The sequence below is a fragment of the Pradoshia sp. TA40_28 genome (genome assembly GCF_059694525.1).
The window spans coordinates 290,947-307,449 of the sequence record NZ_JCATZO010000005.1 but is presented as its reverse complement, the minus strand read 5'-3'; the positions used below and the strand labels follow the sequence as shown (position 1 = coordinate 307,449).

Genomic DNA, 16,503 nt, shown 5'->3' with positions numbered 1-16,503 from the left:
CCCTGTCTCTTTATTCAGGTTTATGTATAAACTCTTTTAGGCTTTAATACATAAGAGAATGAAGGGGAACATGGAGTGAATAAATATATGATTTTCGTAATTAGTGCTGCAATTCTAATTTTGGTATTTATATATCATGGCCAGAAGTTCAATTATGAAAAGGAAGGTGAACCCATCATTAATCCGTTTATGGGATTTGCACCTCCTGCAGAGGGTGGACCATACAAGCAAGCCCATTCACTCGTTTATGCTAATTTTACTTGGAAGGAGCTTGAGCCGGAAAAAGGAGTTTATGACTTCGATAAAATAGAAGAAAAATTTAAATTTGACTATTGGGAAATGGATAATAAGAGATTGATATTCCGGGTAGTCTTAGATTATCCTGGAAAAGCGGGCCATATGGACATACCCGAATGGCTTTACCGTGAATTAGATGCAGATGGTGAGTGGTATGAGCATGAGTGGGGCAATGGTTTCAGCCCTAACTACAATAACCCAAAACTAATAAACTATCATGAGAAGTTAATAGAGGTATTGGCTGAACGATATAATCAGGATTCTTTCATTGCATTTATAGAATTAGGGAGTTTAGGCCATTGGGGGGAATGGCATACTTTGCAGGAGGATGGGGTTTATATTCCTTTTCCAAAGCTGTCAATTGCTGAAACTTATGTTAAGCATTATACAGAGCGTTTTACAGACAAGATATTATTAATGAGAAGGCCCCATCAGATAGCTTCTGATAATAATATGGGATTGTACAATGATATGTTCGGTCGGAGGGATCACACCATAGATGAATTTTATAGCTGGGTCACCAATGGATATACATTTTGGTTAACCGGTGAAAAAAACCCATCCATGATCGATTCCTGGAAGACTGCTCCAATAGGTGGTGAATTTGCACCAACCGTTGAATGGGGGGATTATTTCTCCTCCAGTTCAATTTCTGAAACCATCGAGCAGTTGAAAGCAACACATATTAGCTGGCTCGGTCCAAGTTCGCCAGCGTATTATAGTCCTAATGAAAAATATCAAAAAGGAATCAATCGCTTTTTAAAGAAAATTGGGTATCACTTCCGGTTAACTGAAGTGGGTTATAAAAAGTCTGCTGAGGCAGGGGCAGAGCTGTCACTTGAAATGGAGTGGGAAAATAGCGGAGTAGCTCCATTTTATTTTGATTGGCCATTGGAAATATCCCTTGCAAACACGGAAGGAAACATTATCTATAAAGAAACTGCGTCAGCAGATATACGAGAGTGGCATCCAGGTCGGCATTCAATTGAAGAATTTATTTCAATCCCTCATGATTTAAAGAAAGGAATCTATCAGGTTAATGTAGCTATACTTGACCCAGAGCTTATGGAACCAGCAATTCATTTGGAAATGGAAGGAGAGAGGGATGATTTGAGGTACACGATAGGGGAGTTAAGGATCAGATAGAAATCGTGCTTTTTCTTGTCGACGTGAAACATAAAATCTTCCCATTTGTAAAGTGCTTCCTTTCAAGAAGAAAGTGAATATAAAATAATTTATGCAGCTTGAGCCCTGAATTGCCGAGAGTTCAAGCCACTCCATTTTTCCTGATAGTTCTCTCTAATTATGAGATGAAATATATCTTTCTAATTTTTCTTAAAACCAGACGATTCATTAGCCTATCTTAGATAATTCCGGAACCTGCTTTATAGGCCCTTGGCTACCCCATTAAGAATTAATTGGCTGTTTTAATAGTAGTTGGGTTCTTGGGTTTTATTCTTTTAAACTTATATTTCTCATAAAAACTCCCCAATTGAAAGACAGATTTTCTTTTTTAATCTGCCTGCCTATTGGGGAGCGCATTGACTACAACTAACTAATTTTACCTTTGTAAATTGGGTTAGTTGTAGTCAGTATTTAATTAGCATTTGTTTTTCGTGCAAGTACTGGTTTGAAGACAGACAGTACATACATCACTAAACCTGCAATACCAATTCCTAAAATAGTGTTAAATGATTGGCCAGTGTAAAAGCCGCTGCCGAAGTAGAAAATTTCGCGTAAACCTTCAGAGGCAAAGCGGATTGGAACCCACGGGCGAATAAAGTTTACAAAGAAATCAGGTAGCATTTCTTTTGGTGTCATTAAAACACCCATACCTAATAACATGACAACCATGAATAAAGTAATGGCTGGTTTACCAATCCATGCAGTTACTCCGGAAACTAATAAGAAGAAACAGAAGGCAGCAAACGATACGAACGAACCAACCAAGAAGTAGCTAGGCATATTAATACCAGCGATCAAACCAAGCGTTGCAACGGTAAAACCAGAGAATAGGGCAATAATGATGCCGAATAATGCTTGACCTCCCATTAGGTGTAAGGCTTGTTTACGTGTTAATAATTCTTTTTTCAAAATATTAGATGATGCTAAAAATACAATGAAGCCGCCGATTAGGGCACCTACCCAAGCAGGCACTGCCATTAAGGTTGGAGCACTTCCGTTTGCAGTTGAGGCTGTAACGGCATTGAATACTTCTTCCTCAGCAACAATCGGATTTACAAGCACAGCTGCTTTGTTGGCTTCTATTTGTTGACCGTCCATCTGAGCAACAAAATTTGAAGAGTATTGGTTGTTTAATTGGCTAATTAAAGCTGTTAAAGCAGTCTTCGCATAGTTTGCACCAGTTATGTTATAACCTTGGTTAATATAGACCTGTAAAGTTGCTGGAGAGTTGTTTGTTATCGCATTTTGCAATGTATCATTATAACCTTTAGGAATGACTAAAGCTGCGTAATACTCTTTATCATCAAATAATGCTTTAATATTTTCTTGCTTTTCATTTGTAAAAGCTAACATTGGTTCACCGCCGTCAGTCCCTTTACTCATTTGTTCTACTGCTGATTTCACGGCGTCTACATGTTCGCCTTCATCATTTACAATTAGCGCTACCGGTAAATTTTTCACCTGTGGATTGCCTTGCGCAAATAAGTTTAAGGAGAAAAGAGCAATAATTAATATAACTGCAATAGGAGCAGCCCATGCTAATTTTTCTTTAAATAATCTCAATCAATTTCTTCCTTTCTTATTAAACAACATATTGTTCAGTAATATTAATTCATTTTATAATCAGGGTGTAAACAGAAGCAATGAACAAAAGTGAACATCTTGTTCACTTTTTTGAAATAGAGGGATTTTTGTGAGTATTTATGAAGAAAAAAACCGTAAAACAAAACAACTTATTCAAAGATCATTTTTGCGAATTTTAGAGAATAAGCCGTTTGAAGCAATTACGATCGGAGATATTGCAAAAGAAGCACATATAAACCGAGGAACATTTTATTTACACTATCTAGATAAATTCGATTTGCTTGATCAAATCGAACAACAATTGTTTAGAGATTTAGGAAATCATATTGACCTATTACAATCACGATATTCATCTACATATACATTTGAAAAAGAACAAGAGCGATTAGCTGCTTCTTTATTCAGCTTTATAAAAATGCATGCTCCATTATTAAAAATATTTTTAAGCAATCATGGCAGAGCAGGTTTTCACCTTCGATTTAGAGATGCCTTTACAGAAAAGGTTCGTATTAATTTAGAAAAAAACGAAAGTATTAAAGCTAGGTTAAATGCGCCTCTGGAATATTTCTTATCATTTATAACATCTGCTTTTTTAGGATTAATCGAACAATGGATTCAAAATGATTTAGATAAAACGCCTGAAGAAATGACAGTCTTATATATTGATATTATTTCGTTTATTCAGAATAAATAATGAGACTTTTAAGAAGCGGGACCCAGATTAACTGATTCTTGTGTCTGGATAAATACCAATTGATATTAGCCAAGATTATTGGCTTTTTTATCATCCATCCAAATACGAAAGAGCGAACGTCTGTTTTGAGCGAAAATGTGTTCGTAGCTCTAATTATCCCCTATAATGGAAATCATGGTTGGTTAAGTAAAGTCACCATAGAAGAACATAACGGAGGATTAGGATGGCAAACGGGAAAGCACATAAGAAAATTAATCTGATATTTTTAGCGATTGGAATTGGGGCAGTGTTGATTAGTTCTCAGCACTATGTGCATGGGATTTCTGTGATTATAGGTTATCTCTTCGGTACCTATTGGATGAACCCTGATTTGGATATAAAAAGCACCCCGTATCGGAGATGGGGATTCTTACGGTTTATGTGGATTCCCTACCAAACATTGAAGCATCGCTCCATCTGGACTCATGGATATGTAATCGGGGATATCATACGATATTTATACTTGATGGTCTTGATCATGTTAGGGGCAGGATTGATGAGTATGCTTACAGGTGTGCCATATGAAACGTATATCGACAACTTGGAGGAGATCTTCATCCAGCATAAATTATCTATTCTATCTTTCATTGTTGGGAATGTCCTTTCATCAACCGCTCATATTTTGACCGACCATGCTTCAACCACACTTAAAAAGATCTTTTAACCAAAATCCCTTTTCTCCTGGTAGAAAAGGGATTTCTGGCATTTAATGATGGTTTATCTTTCGTTGAACTTTAAAAGGCTTTCACATATGCTGCGTCAAACAATCATTCTTCAAGAACTACAAAATTTATATAAAATGTTTTTATAGGCTTTGTAAAAACCTTACTGAAAGAACACTCCAACGAGCTAGCTTAATAAAGCGAGAGGCAAAATCAAATCAATGATTTTGCCTCTTCCATTAATCACACAATACTTTTACTACTGCTTTTTTTACAGCTTGTGGTTGCTTTACACAAACACCTGGCATATGAGCATCTTGCGGCATAAACACAGCAAAACATCCTTCTTTCACGATTAAGTGATTACCCTCACCATTCAGGAACATAACATCGTTTTCTTTTTGTTCTTCTACGACTTCTGTTTCTTCTTTATTTGTATAAACCATTCTTTCTTCGCCTTTAATGACGTATTGGATATCTGTATATGTATAGTGAGCTTCCAAGCGGCAGTCTTCAATAAGCTTTGTTTCATACTCTTGAATCATGACAAAGACCTTGTCATTCTCAATTTCATACTTACCTACCGGCAAAGCCTGCAAATCATTTTCTAGTAAAAAAGAAAAGGCTTTCTTTAATCTTGGATGCACTCCATCATATAATGGAGCATTTGATAATTGATCAATAATCATAGATGTTTCCTCCAATAAACGATTTATCTTCTTATACAAGTATATAAAATAGTAACATATCCAGTAATAGTGAAACAAGAACTTGTATACCAGTCTGGTTTATATGATACGAAATACGGAAGGAAAAAAACTTTAACTTCCTTTTTCTGGATATATAAGTTATATAAAATATATAGAAACTGTATAATCAAAGGGCTAAAGATGATTCAAACAATGTGAAAATATAATGGACCAAATTGCATGAAGGTTAGAATGTAGCTGGAATCCAGATAATCATAGAGGGGGAGAATTATGTATGGAAGATTTGAACATTAGAATAGTAGAGTTAAAGTGGAGTCCTTTTGAATATGGTCTAAAGCAAAGTGAAGAGATTAAGTCGACACACCTCGCTAACCAAATTCGTTTACCGAGGATTTAAGTACAAATTCAAACACCAAGAAAGCAAAAGAGATACTGAAGGACATCTCTCCCACTCTTTTAGAGGAACTTAGAGGACTAGCAGAAGGAATGGGCATGGAATTAGAGACGATAATCCGACTTTATAGCGGTTATGATGTAGATTTTCCGGCAATGGGATGTACGGCTCTAATAAATGAAGAATATTATGTACGAAATTATGATTTTAGTCCGGAGTTGTATGATGCAAGACTTGTATTTTCCAAACCGGCCGTTGGCTATGCCAGTGTTGGTTTTAGCCAGCAAGTGATTGGTAGACTTGATGGGATGAATGAAAAAGGGCTCGTAGTTGGATTACATTTTGTCAACAGCGAGCATAAAGGAGAAGGATTTCTTGCGACGACCATTGTGAGAATACTATTAGAACAGTGTGCTAATATAGAAGAAGCAATCGACCTCATTTCAACACTTCCCCATGGATATTGCTATAATTATTCGATAACAGATCAAAGTGGAAGGGGTATTGTAGTGGAAGTCTCTCCCGAGAAACAGATTGTGACCTCCAGAACTCCTAACATATGTACCAATCATTTTGAAACAGAAGCATTACGAAACCAAAATAAGCAAGAGATACAAGGATCCATAAATCGTAAAGAGTATCTCAGCAATTTATTATTAGAGAAACCAACACCCATGTCTGCTTATAATTATTTTAATAATGGCAATTCTCCTTTATTTTTTAAATTCTATAAAGAATTTTTTGGTACGCTTCATACAGTTGTTTATTCACCAAAGGAATTAAGCCTGATGATTGGGGTAGGGGAGAATAGTAAACCAATGGAATTTTCACTGAGAAGATATATGGATGGAACTATAAGTCTTCCTAAAGTGATAAAGGGAAGAATAAATCAAGTATTATAGAATACAATTCACATATACCCATTCTCTGTGTAATGGTAATGGTTGAACTATAAAAAATAATGAGGCTGGCCTGCCAAGTATCAGTTTACTCGTTCTATGTCAGTTCTGGCTCGCCGCCCATATTTCACGGGACATCAGCAGTTATCTAACTCACAATCAATAAAGTTTTTAAATTTCCTATTATAACCAATAATGGTTGTGGTATGCTAAGAGGTAATTAAAATAATATCTGAAGATTTTCAGGAGAGGTTCATAGCGGATACCCTCTATAAAAAACTATGGATACATGTCAATCTCGCCATGTCCATATAGTGGACGTGGCTTTTTTGACTTTCTTAGTAGTTATTTTTATAGAAAAAGAGTATCGCCCTCCTTGAAATGATTAGATATCTAATTCAAGGAGGGTTATTTATGTCTGGTCGTCATCAAACAGAAGGGTTAGAGGATTTAACATTATTGGGAAATCAAAATGTGAAGTATGCCTTTAATTATGCACCGGAAGTATTAGAGTCTGTCGATAATTTACATGCAGACCGAGATTATTTTGTGAAGTTTAATTGCCCTGAATTTACAAGTCTTTGCCCAATTACTAAGCAACCGGATTTTGCAACCATGTATATTTCCTATATTCCAGATAAAAAAATTGTGGAAAGTAAGTCACTAAAAGTGTATTTATTTAGCTTCCGCAATCATGGAGATTTCCATGAAGACTGTGTAAATATCATTATGAATGACTTAATTAAACTGTTGGATCCACGTTATATCGAGGTGTGGGGTAAATTTACTCCACGTGGGGGAATATCAATCGACCCTTGGTGTAACTATGGCCGAACTGATACGAAATATGAAGAAATCGCTCATTATCGTTTAATGAATCACGATTTATATCCGGAAACAGTTGATAATCGCTAACTGTTAGGACAATTCAATAAAATCCTTGTCTTCCAAGGGAGAGGTTGTTAGCGACCCTCTATAAAAAACTAAGATGAACAGCGCATCTTCTTAGTGCTGTTTTTTCATTGGAAAGGAGAATGAACATTGAAGCAAGAAAAAGCATTAGTCGTGTTTAGCGGGGGACAGGATAGTACGACCTGCTTGTTTTGGGCATTAAAAAAATTTAAAGAGGTAGAGGTTGTAACATTTAATTATGGACAACGGCATGTATTTGAAATTGAATGCGCTAAGCAGATCGCTAATGAATTAAACGTCCATTATCACATTTTAGACATGTCGTTACTTAATCAACTCGCTCCAAATGCATTAACACGCGCTGATATTGAGGTGAAGGAAGGGATGGATGATGAGTTGCCATCAACATTTGTACCAGGTCGCAATTTATTATTTTTATCTTTTGCAGGTATATTAGCGAGACAAATTAATGCAAAGCATATTATTACAGGTGTGTGTGAAACTGATTTTAGCGGATATCCTGATTGTCGTGATATTTTTATAAAATCTTTAAATGTCACGTTAAATTTATCGATGGATGAAGGATTCGTTATATATACCCCTCTAATGTGGTTGAACAAAGCAGATACATGGGCATTGGCAGATGAATTAGGTGTATTTGATTTTGTAAGAGAAAAGACGCTAACCTGTTATCACGGGATTAAAGCGGATGGCTGCGGTGAATGTCCCGCTTGTAAGCTTCGTCTACAAGGAATGCACACATATTTACATACAAAAAAGAATATGGGGGATTAACATGATACGCATTTTATTTTATTTACTGTCCATTGTAACAGCCAATGTTTTGACAGCCCGATTTGCGCCACTAGAATTTTGGATATTCATTATTCCTATGGGCTCGTTCTTAATTGGTGCAACATTTATCTTTCGCGATTTAGTCCAAAATAAATTTGGTCGTAAGAGGACATATGGATTTATTTTCTTAGCTTTAGTAGTATCAGCAGTTGTATCCTATTCATTAGGAGATACGCTCATTATTGTTGCAGCTTCTACACTATCATTCTTGATCGCAGAAACCTCAGATACAGAAATTTATACCCGTTTAAAACTGCCGATGGTATGGCGTGTCTTTTATAGTGGAGTTGTTGGAGGTTTATTAGATTCAGTAGTATTTGTCATTGTAGGCCTAAGTCCAATTGGGGCAGGATATGTTCCTTGGGCAGCTGTACCAGCAGCTATTATTGGGCAAATGATTGTGAAAACGATCATGCAAATGATTGGCGCTTTTGTATTAGGACAAGGCTTGGCCTACAAAGAGAAGCGTCTGTCCAAAGCATCCTAATGATTACTTGGATTTAATGGCTCCTACTATTTCAGATAGTATAAAGAGTAACTTAGTTCATTCTGTACCGGCAATTTAAGTCATATGATGTGGGTGGGGAGGAAAGTGAACCTACATCGTTTTCCTTAAGAAAATAGGTTGAGGAGAATTTGATAATCCCTGGAGTAAATAAAGCAGGTTTAATCAAGGGAAATAAGTTTCTCGGAACTAATTATAAAGAAATGACAAAAGCATTTGAATATATTCAAATGCTTTTGTTGAAGATGTTGAAAGTCCTCTATTATTTATTTTTACAGTGCATGGAAGCTACGTAACCAAACGTCATGCCTGGTCCCAGTGTTGCGCCTGGCCCTGGGTAAGAATGACCCATAATCGAGGATGAACAGTTACCGCAAGCGTATACATTTTCAAATACAGTACCGTCTTCTTTAACGACCCTTGCTAATTCGTCCGTCACTACACCACCCTTAGTACCGATATCACCTGGGTACACTTTCATGGCATAATAAGGAGCCTCGTTGATTTCAAGTAGATTAGGATTTGGTAAAGAAGGATCCCCATAATACCGATCATGCGGTGTTTCTCCTCTATGGAAGTCTAAATCCTTACCATTTCTAGCAAATTCATTAAATCTATCCATGGTTTTACCTAAATTTCCTTTTGGTATATTCAATAAACCTTCTAATTCCTCAACTGTATCTCCCTTCAACACCACACCATTGTCATAGTATGCTTGAGGAAAATCTTGCCCTGGGAAAAGACCGGTAAAGATATATCTCTTCTTAGCTCGACCATCTAAAATAATCCAGGAAGTGATAGCTTTACCACCTGTTTTTTCATTATGTTCATACATTTTGTCGACGAATTCATGGTAAGGAGTCGGTTCATTAATATATCGGTTTCCATCTTGGTCAACAATAATCATATTTGGGAGTCCTCTATCAGCAACTAAGAAAAAGGGCATTCCCAAATGATTAATAACAGTAGGTGCACCCCAAACTCTGTCCATTAACCCAAACTTCGCATTTAATTTAGCGAACGGTTCAATAATATCGCCTGTTTGTCCTTTTGGTGAGCTTGTCCAATTGACATCTTGAGGACTAGGAAGATATTTCTCTCTCTTTTCTTGATCTCTGGAAAATCCACCTGAACCAAAGATCAAGCCTTTATTAATTTTAATTGTGACTTGTTTGCCATTCTTGTTTACGGTTAGACCTGTAACTTTGTCGTTTTCGTATATAAAATCAACAAATGGGGAATCAAGCCAAATTTCTCCGTTTAAATCTTTATAAGTTAGAGCCAATCGTGCTATTAATGCTCTTCCTAAAGCAGCATAATCCTTTTTAAATACTTTATGTTTAATTAATCGCCATCCTAGTGTTAAAGAGGCTCTTTTTCCTGCCCAGGACCTGGTGATCATGTTCACTTTAACAAAATCTTGACCTGTCATAACAAAACCTTTTGTATCCATTACAGGAGGTACAAGTTTGCTCTTCCAATCTTGTAATTTATTTAAATCAATCACTTTAGGTTCGATTGACCGGCCGATTCCTTTTCCACCCGGATGTGTTGGATAATAATCAGAGTAATTATTTGCATAGGAGAATCTCATATGTGGACTCAAATTATGCATATAATCTAACATTTCGATTCCTTTTTTCAAATAGGTCTCTTTAATGGTATCACTTACTAAAGCACCGACAGTTGAATCCAAATATAATTTAGCTTCTTCAAAACTATCGGCAACACCCGCCTCAACTAAATATCGATTATTTGGAACCCATACACCGCCACCTGATAAAGCGGAAGCTCCTCCAAAATGCTTTTCTTTTTCGATTAGTAGTGTATCTAATCCTTCTTTTTTGGCCGTAATGGCAGCCGAAAAACCTGTCGCACCAGAGCCGACTACTACAACATCATACTCGTAATCCCAACCCATTTAAAAATCCCCCTTCGAGTAGTCTTTCTCTCAAAATAACAAAACTGTAAAATGTAAACTTTACAACGATGAATATTCAGATAATTTAATTTTACAGTATTTAACAGGGAAATGAAAGTACAATAATATTTGGAAATATTTATAATCTCACAAAACTATAGCAGGCTGAATTTAGTAATATTTAATAGATTAAGTAAAAATAGAAATCTGGAAATGTTCAACCATTAAATAAACTTTATATAATATATAAATATAATAAAATGATATAAAATGAAAGCAAATAATTGGTAGGTGTGAAAGAAATGAAGTGTGAAAGCTGTAATGGAACAAATATGAATGTTGTATTAGAGCAACAATCAGGAAAAATGCAGGTGCATAAAACAGGTATTTTGGCTAGAATGGGTCGTCTCTTCTTAATTTTATGTACAGCTGGATTGTGGATACTAGTGCCAAAAAGAAAAGAACATGGTAAAACAAAATATAGTAGTAAACGTGTAGCTCTGTGCCAAAGTTGCGGACATAAACAATATTTAGAATAAATTCTAAAGCATCAAAAGATGTTTTTGATTAAGGTCTTTCTGTTTTAAATAAAAGCAGTAGTTGAATAATACAGCCACTTCCTTTATGGAGGTGGCTATTTTCATACCTCAGATTAGGCAAACTTAATGAATATCAAACCGGTACATCTAACTAATTCATACCATATACAGGGCAGATAGAAGTCATCTTTTTCACCCCATATTGTCTACTAATCATATATCCACATTTCATTTTCTCTGTAAGGCAAAAGATACTCACACCCAATTAAAGGGAGGAGTATCTTTTTGTTGTGTCGGTAGTAGTTTGGCAGAGTTCAAGCGCTGCCGGATGGCTATGCCAAACCATGCGGCCAGGAATGCTTTAATGATGCCGACTGGCAAGAAGGGATAAACGCCTGTCACCAGTGCTTCATTCCAGGAGAGTTCTGTAAATAGTTTTAACCAGATCGAGCCCACAGCTAAGGTGATACACATTCCTATAAGGTTAGCTATAAAGGCTTGACGGTATGTATACGATGTTTTTTCTAACCATAACCCGATCAGGAATGCTGTAGGGATGAAGCCGATTAAGTAGCCACCTGTTGGGCCAAATAAAATGCCGAACCCGCTTGTGAATTGAGAAAAAACTGGTAAACCTATAAGGCCAAGTGTTAAATACACCAATACGGTAATCATGCTATGTCTGGAGCCTAAGATGGTTGCCACAATCCCGATGGCTAATGTCTGTCCTGTGATAGGAATCAGAGGTAAAGGAATCGTTATTTGGGCTAACAGACAGATGATGGATGCACACATAGCCACCAGAACTAGGTTTTTCGTTTTGTTTTGTGCCATAAATTCTCACCTCAGCCAAAATATAAGTAAACTAATGTAAATATAAGGTTAACATATTTTAAATTAAGTGAACAAGAATTATTAGATAAAGAATAGAATTTTTTGGACTATTGAAATTATATAGAAAATTCTACCAATTTAAACCGATATAGTGATATATTTATATGTGTAAAAAGATCTAGAAATAAAGGGGGATTCATTTGAGTAAAAAAGCCATATTTATACCGATTATTACTGCTTTAATGATGTTGCTTCTCTATTATGTTTACTATTTAAAACTCGAGACAACTCTTCCTGATGATGGCTGGGGGAGATCTACTAATTTAAAAGTTTCATCAAACTTTCCTATGGATTATTACAGTTATCAAAAAGATGAAGAGTTTCACGTTTTTATGCCAGATGAGACAGACGTTTCCCATAAAGTATTCGATTCAAATTTTAACCTTATCAAAGAAGAATCCATCCAAGCTGAAGTGGCACCGGCAGAACCTATTTGGGCGTCCGCGGATCAGCTGATTTATATGGATGATGATCAATTAACCATCAACCAAGATGGAAAAGATCAGGTTATTGCTACAGGTATCAGTTCTTTTACACCTACGAATACAGGAGTTCTCTTTTGGAATCAGAATGAATTAAAACAATATACGGCAAGTACAGGTGAAACGAATCATATACATACATACGATTACCCCATTTATACAGCTCTACAAGCGGAAAACGGTCATTCTACTTTTGTAGGACTCCAAATTTCTGATATGGATATCCATTTTTATTCTTTACAAAATGATCAATCCAAAAAGATCCTCGAGTACTCAGCAAGCGGAGGAGAAAAGATTGAAAACATTGTTTATAATGCTGGAGAAAAAAAGGCTACAGCGATTATCGAAAAGTATACGATGGCACAGGGACAAAGGGCCTATCAAGCGATGGAGTTGAGTTTTGACTTGGCTACATCAAAAATGGAGAAAAATGAGAAGTATACATTCTATGATAAGACGAATGGGAATGAGTTGGACAATCCTCGCTATTTGCAAATATCCTATCAGGATGATAAACCGGCCATCTTATTTGTTGCTGAGGGCAGTCGAGTGGCAAAACGATCTGGATATAATGTCTATTATGCCACTCAGCAAAAAGGAGCCTGGGTCGCTGAAAGGAGAAGCAATACGGAAGACACTCCTGTGAGACCTCAATGGCTTGGTCAGACTTATTTAACGTGGCAAACATTTGATGGGAAGGAATATGTGTTGAATGGTACAACAAATAATGAACGATATATTGAATCATCACAACAAATAACCAAAGATGATTACATCTCAGCTCTATATTATTCTATATCAGGCATATTCAGCGGCTTTTTTATGTTAGTGCTGGGGATGGTATGGCTTGTGCCTCCGCTGGTCTTTTACGGAATCCTGTCGTTTATCAAGAGTGATATTTTTGAGAGGAATGAACGCAGGTGGGTGGAACCCGTAGGAATTCTCCTTTATGTAGCTACGATGATTTATATGCTGAATGTGGTCTTATCCGAAAGTTCATTCTTTGCGGCTCCGTCTTATCTTAACTTCGATGGTAGTTTGATCGTATGGCCATTATTCATCAGTATTCTGACTTATATAATCTATCGATGGGTTATGAATCAGGATACAGGCTTATTTGCTGGCTTATTTTACTATATAGGCTATAATTTATTAGTTATGACCTGTTTATTTGGGCCATACTTATTGTAAATACTGTTTAGAAGAATACCAGGCAATCCTGAAGCGATTGTCTGGTTATTTTGTCTTACGGAAGAGCTTGAAGACTTGAAATTAAAAAATCCTTTAAATTAAAACGCTTAGAGGGAGATTTCGTCACCCGAATGGTATAAATCAATATAGTAGAAAGGCAAATCAGGATTTTTTTGTATTATATGTGTACATATGTTGTAATGGCTTAAAAATTCATCGAATAAGAGAAGTTCAGGTGAATGAAAATCATACACGGTTAAAAAGTATTCCATCATTTCAAGAGTATCTGGATCATCCAATAACCCATGGATATCAAGAGGCACTTCGAATTTTTCATAAAGAGATTCCAATCCAAAATCGGAAAAGAGTAAAGCGATTTGTCTTCTGTACATGATTCCACCTCCATTAGTAGTATGATGGATCGTTTAGCCTTTCAAACAGGGAATCTTAAATTATTTAAAGATAGGATGGGTGAGAAAGTGTGACAAACGGTATGAATCAGGAGATTGAAGAAGAGAAACTACGGCTGGAGTTCATCAAAAGATATATGCAGGTTGTGATTGAAACAGCTGAAACGAATAAAGAACAATTTATGCAAAAAATGAAGGATATCTTTGAAGATGCAGACTGGGTAGAGAGCGCGGGGTATTCACAGCTTTTAACAAGCGCCAGCTTTTATCAGCTATCTCGATCTGAACTGGAAAGTCTGACAAAGGCAATACCAAAGCCATATTTTGCACGGGTGGATTTCACTTCACGGGAAGCGTTGGATAAGGAAAAACTTTATTTTGGAAAAACCTCCTTGTTCCAGAGGGATAATCAGGAGCAATTGATTATCGATTGGCGTTCGCCTATTGCTAACTTATATTATGAAGGCCGCCTGGGAGATGTGAGTTACACGTCAGAAGGCGAAACCTATGACGGCACCATCAGTTTGAAACGACAATTCATGATTGAAAATGGTGAGTTGCTGGATTTACGGGATATTGATGTGACAACAGTGGATGAATTATTACAGGAGTCTCTTGCCGGTAGTTCTGCCAATCGATTAACAGAGATTGTCGCAACGATTCAGGAGGAACAGAATCAAATCATACGAGCGGATTTAAATAAACCTATTATCGTCCAGGGGGCTGCAGGAAGCGGGAAAACAACGATTGCTTTGCATCGGATTTCTTATTTTTTGTATCACTATAAAGATGTTTTTGAACCGGAACAATTATTAATTTTAGCGCCAAGCTTTTTATTTATTGATTACATTTCAGAGGCTCTTCCGGAACTGGGAGTGGAGAAAGTAAGACAAAGAACCTTCCATGGATATGTGGAAGAGGTATTAGGGAAGAAAATTAAATTAGCTGAGGATACCAAGCTGCATGACTTCCTAATGGATAAACAAATAGTGCATTTATCAAGCTTGAAAGGTTCCTCTCTTTTTCAGAAGGTGCTGGACCATTATGTAGAAGAAATCAAAACTGGCTTAATGGTTCATGAAGATTTTCGGGTCGATAAGTTTAAACTGTATACAGCAAAACAGTTTAATCATCTTTTCTATAATGAATATACTTATTTGCCTCTCTATAAACGGATAGAAAAATTGAAAAAGGTCTTACAAAACCAAGTGCGCCTCAATAAAGATAAAATGGTGAAAAAAGTTGTTCAGCATTATGATGTGAGAATAGAAAGGGCCCTCAACTGGAAGGGCGATGAGAAAAAGCGGAAACAATACATTTCGCTTGCTTTGGATAAAAAAGAGGCAAGAATCAATGAACTTCAAAAGGAAATCAAAAAAGCCGTCCAGAATTACATGAGCTATTGTGATAAGAAAGATATATGGACGCTTTATAAAGCGTTGTACAGTGATGCGGACAAGCTTGTACAATACTCTGATCAAACGCTCAGTAAAAAAGAAGCGGAAGAGCTTTGCAAAAGCAGTCAACGCATCTTTTCTAAGAAAAAGTATGAGCTTGAAGACTTGGGACCTATTCTGTATTTATATGCAAAAATTTATGGAGTTCAGCCGGAGAAAAAGGCGAAGAATGTGGTCATTGATGAGGCGCAGGATTATAGTTTTATGCAGTTGCAAGGGCTTAAAACGGCTCTTGAAACAGATATGTTTACCCTTGTTGGTGATTTGGCGCAGGGCATCCATTCATATAGAGGGATAACGGATTGGCAAGAAGTAAGACAGGCCATCTTTCCAAGAGCCATTTATCGCGAGTTGAAAAAAAGTTACCGAACAACTGTAGAAATTATGAATGAAGCCAATCAATTATTAAAACTGCTTTCCGCCTCATTTCCAGAAGTTGAGCCAATTATTCGGCATGGTGAACCACCGGTATTTATGGAAATAACCTCTGATGAAGAATGGGCTCGCCAGATTTCTGAGAAGTTAAATCAATTGAAGGAAGAAAAATTAAATACATTTGCCATTATTACAAAAACAGATGAAGATGCGGCTATTGTGTACTCTATCCTTCAAAAGCACACAAATTTAGACCTTTATTTACTAGAAGAAACGACCTCGATTCCGAAGGATAAACTAGTGATTGTACCGTCATATTTAGCGAAAGGTTTGGAGTTTGATGGCGTATTTGCTGTTACCTATAATGAAGTTTACTCAGCAAACCATGAGATTGATATTAAACTATTGTATGTAGTCATGACCAGAGCTCTTCACCGTCTGATTTTAATGGGAAAACAAAAACGGGCATTTATTCTCTGACACTTGTTAGAGATATTT

Annotated in this window: 15 protein-coding genes and 1 riboswitch; of the genes, 10 read left to right on the top strand and 5 right to left on the bottom strand. The window is 36.5% G+C overall.

The annotated features are described in order from the left end of the window. Positions 1–75: 75 nt before the first annotated feature. Positions 76–1,443, top strand: coding sequence for a DUF4832 domain-containing protein (locus AC58NB_RS09205; protein ID WP_497426528.1), 1,368 nt, complete (start codon positions 76–78; stop codon positions 1,441–1,443). A 450-nt stretch (positions 1,444–1,893) separates the two neighbouring features. Here AC58NB_RS09205 and AC58NB_RS09200 read toward each other — a convergent pair whose 3' ends face one another. After that, complete coding sequence (locus AC58NB_RS09200) at positions 1,894–3,045, bottom strand: YhgE/Pip domain-containing protein (RefSeq protein ID WP_497426527.1); 1,152 nt, start codon at positions 3,043–3,045, stop codon at positions 1,894–1,896. A gap of 130 nt (positions 3,046–3,175) precedes the next feature. Here AC58NB_RS09200 and AC58NB_RS09195 point away from each other — a divergent pair, with 130 nt between their 5' ends. Then, positions 3,176–3,760, top strand: coding sequence for a TetR/AcrR family transcriptional regulator (locus AC58NB_RS09195; protein WP_497426526.1), 585 nt, complete (start codon positions 3,176–3,178; stop codon positions 3,758–3,760). A gap of 223 nt (positions 3,761–3,983) precedes the next feature. Next, complete coding sequence (locus AC58NB_RS09190; protein ID WP_497426525.1) at positions 3,984–4,463, top strand: metal-binding protein; 480 nt, start codon at positions 3,984–3,986, stop codon at positions 4,461–4,463. Positions 4,464–4,700: 237 nt separating this feature from the next. Here the strand turns inward: AC58NB_RS09190 and AC58NB_RS09185 are convergent, their stop codons facing one another. Next, positions 4,701–5,150, bottom strand: coding sequence for a NanQ anomerase/TabA/YiaL family protein (locus tag AC58NB_RS09185; RefSeq protein ID WP_497426524.1), 450 nt, complete (start codon positions 5,148–5,150; stop codon positions 4,701–4,703). A gap of 450 nt (positions 5,151–5,600) precedes the next feature. Between AC58NB_RS09185 and AC58NB_RS09180 the strand changes: the two genes are divergently transcribed. From AC58NB_RS09180 to AC58NB_RS09165, 4 genes are all read left to right on the top strand, one after another. Next, positions 5,601–6,467, top strand: a complete 867-nt coding sequence (locus AC58NB_RS09180) for a C45 family autoproteolytic acyltransferase/hydrolase (protein ID WP_497426548.1) — start codon at positions 5,601–5,603, stop codon at positions 6,465–6,467. Positions 6,468–6,706: 239 nt separating this feature from the next. After that, positions 6,707–6,753, top strand: a riboswitch (PreQ1 riboswitch). 125 nt (positions 6,754–6,878) lie between these two features. Continuing rightward, a complete protein-coding gene (gene queF / locus AC58NB_RS09175) occupies positions 6,879–7,379 on the top strand; it encodes a preQ(1) synthase (RefSeq protein WP_497426523.1) in 501 nt (166 codons plus the stop codon). A gap of 126 nt (positions 7,380–7,505) precedes the next feature. Continuing rightward, positions 7,506–8,171, top strand: a complete 666-nt coding sequence (gene queC, locus AC58NB_RS09170) for a 7-cyano-7-deazaguanine synthase QueC (protein ID WP_497426522.1) — start codon at positions 7,506–7,508, stop codon at positions 8,169–8,171. 4 nt (positions 8,172–8,175) lie between these two features. Beyond that, positions 8,176–8,718, top strand: a complete 543-nt coding sequence (locus tag AC58NB_RS09165; protein ID WP_497426547.1) for a VUT family protein — start codon at positions 8,176–8,178, stop codon at positions 8,716–8,718. Positions 8,719–8,998: 280 nt separating this feature from the next. Here AC58NB_RS09165 and AC58NB_RS09160 read toward each other — a convergent pair whose 3' ends face one another. Then, positions 8,999–10,657 (bottom strand): FAD-dependent oxidoreductase, encoded by a 1,659-nt coding sequence (locus tag AC58NB_RS09160; RefSeq protein ID WP_497426521.1) that lies wholly within the window; start codon positions 10,655–10,657, stop codon positions 8,999–9,001. A gap of 302 nt (positions 10,658–10,959) precedes the next feature. Between AC58NB_RS09160 and AC58NB_RS09155 the strand changes: the two genes are divergently transcribed. Beyond that, complete coding sequence (locus tag AC58NB_RS09155; protein ID WP_497426520.1) at positions 10,960–11,196, top strand: hypothetical protein; 237 nt, start codon at positions 10,960–10,962, stop codon at positions 11,194–11,196. Positions 11,197–11,451: 255 nt separating this feature from the next. Here AC58NB_RS09155 and AC58NB_RS09150 read toward each other — a convergent pair whose 3' ends face one another. Then, entirely contained in the window at positions 11,452–12,030 is a 579-nt protein-coding gene (locus AC58NB_RS09150; RefSeq protein WP_497426519.1) for a biotin transporter BioY, read from the bottom strand. Between the two features lie 200 nt (positions 12,031–12,230). Here AC58NB_RS09150 and AC58NB_RS09145 point away from each other — a divergent pair, with 200 nt between their 5' ends. Continuing rightward, a complete protein-coding gene (locus AC58NB_RS09145) occupies positions 12,231–13,763 on the top strand; it encodes a hypothetical protein (RefSeq protein ID WP_497426518.1) in 1,533 nt (510 codons plus the stop codon). A gap of 107 nt (positions 13,764–13,870) precedes the next feature. Here the strand turns inward: AC58NB_RS09145 and AC58NB_RS09140 are convergent, their stop codons facing one another. Continuing rightward, positions 13,871–14,155: a hypothetical protein gene (locus AC58NB_RS09140; protein ID WP_497426517.1), complete on the bottom strand. Its 285-nt coding sequence runs from the start codon at positions 14,153–14,155 to the stop codon at positions 13,871–13,873. A gap of 89 nt (positions 14,156–14,244) precedes the next feature. Here AC58NB_RS09140 and helD point away from each other — a divergent pair, with 89 nt between their 5' ends. Next, the gene (gene helD / locus AC58NB_RS09135) at positions 14,245–16,485 is read left to right on the top strand and encodes an RNA polymerase recycling motor HelD (protein WP_497426516.1); all 2,241 of its coding nucleotides are present in this window, start codon (positions 14,245–14,247) and stop codon (positions 16,483–16,485) included. Positions 16,486–16,503 lie beyond the last annotated feature (18 nt).

Coding starts and splice junctions, on each gene's coding strand:
- AC58NB_RS09190 (WP_497426525.1), top strand. CDS start 3,984: ATGGCAAACGGGAAAGCACATAAGAAAATTAATCTGATATTTTTAGCG.
- AC58NB_RS09185 (WP_497426524.1), bottom strand. CDS start 5,150: ATGATTATTGATCAATTATCAAATGCTCCATTATATGATGGAGTGCAT.
- queF (WP_497426523.1), top strand. CDS start 6,879: ATGTCTGGTCGTCATCAAACAGAAGGGTTAGAGGATTTAACATTATTG.
- AC58NB_RS09160 (WP_497426521.1), bottom strand. CDS start 10,657: ATGGGTTGGGATTACGAGTATGATGTTGTAGTAGTCGGCTCTGGTGCG.
- AC58NB_RS09155 (WP_497426520.1), top strand. CDS start 10,960: ATGAAGTGTGAAAGCTGTAATGGAACAAATATGAATGTTGTATTAGAG.
- AC58NB_RS09150 (WP_497426519.1), bottom strand. CDS start 12,030: ATGGCACAAAACAAAACGAAAAACCTAGTTCTGGTGGCTATGTGTGCA.
- AC58NB_RS09140 (WP_497426517.1), bottom strand. CDS start 14,155: ATGTACAGAAGACAAATCGCTTTACTCTTTTCCGATTTTGGATTGGAA.